At 28.0% G+C, this 910-nt stretch carries 1 protein-coding gene; it reads right to left on the bottom strand.

The genetic code is table 4. The features are described from left to right. On the bottom strand, nt 1–910 hold a 910-nt coding region (locus EHV01_RS06085; RefSeq protein ID WP_422066678.1), incomplete at both ends, for a hypothetical protein.

Here is a 910-nt window from a genome sequence, read left to right as displayed (position 1 = left end):
TWAWAAGAACCTTTTTTACATTGTGCTGGTGCTGTAATTTTAGTTTTTAATGGTTGTACTACACCAGCATCTCAGATATCTTTGGTATATTCTGGGTAATTATATGGCACTGGTGGAAGAACATATTGTGGGTAATTAAATGTTGGTATTTCATAATCATGTGGGAGCAAGAAACTAGTTTTATAATTAGTTGTCATATCACGTAAATAATTATTTAGTGTACTTTTTGTTTTTCCACGAAAACTCCATACTGATAAGCGTAAATAATCTTCTTCATTATTGGTATATGGGTTATCAGCATAAAAGATAATTTCAAAATTACCTTTATATAATGCTTGGATTGAAAACATATCAATTATATAACTACAATTTACGCCATCTGGTGTTTGTAAAAATTCGCAATCACTATCTTTTTCACTAAAACTAACTGGTGTTTGAGCATCTATTGCTTTGGTTTGTTCATTAATTAAATAGATACGATTAGTTTTAGGATTTAATTGTTTTAAATTATAAGTTGAATAAGTTATTCGTTCTGTTAATTTACCATCTTTTTCTAAAACATTACCTTGTATTTTATCAGTTAATAAAGTTGTAAAACCTAAACTAGTAGCATTTGCTCCAAAGATAGCACCAACTTTATCATTGCCTTGTTCTCTAAATATTTCAAATGGTAAATAACCTTTACCTTTTGATTTTTCAGACCAAAATGCATCATTATAAAAACTATAAATATTAGCACTCATAAAACCATTAAGTCATTGAAAATTAGGTCAAGTTTTTTCATCTTGGTTAATTACTCATCCTCATGGAATACCAAATGAAATAAAATTTAAGAATTTACCAACTCCGCCTGGGATAGTAAAAGGATTAAATACTAACTTTTGCGTATAGTTTAAAGGTAATACTWTAW

This window comes from Spiroplasma sp. hy2, assembly GCF_044714365.1.
Taxonomy (GTDB): domain Bacteria; phylum Bacillota_I; class Bacilli_A; order Mycoplasmatales; family Mycoplasmataceae; genus Spiroplasma; species Spiroplasma phoeniceum.
The sequence above is the reverse complement of the archived record's forward strand: the minus strand, read 5'-3'. Positions and strand labels throughout refer to the sequence as shown.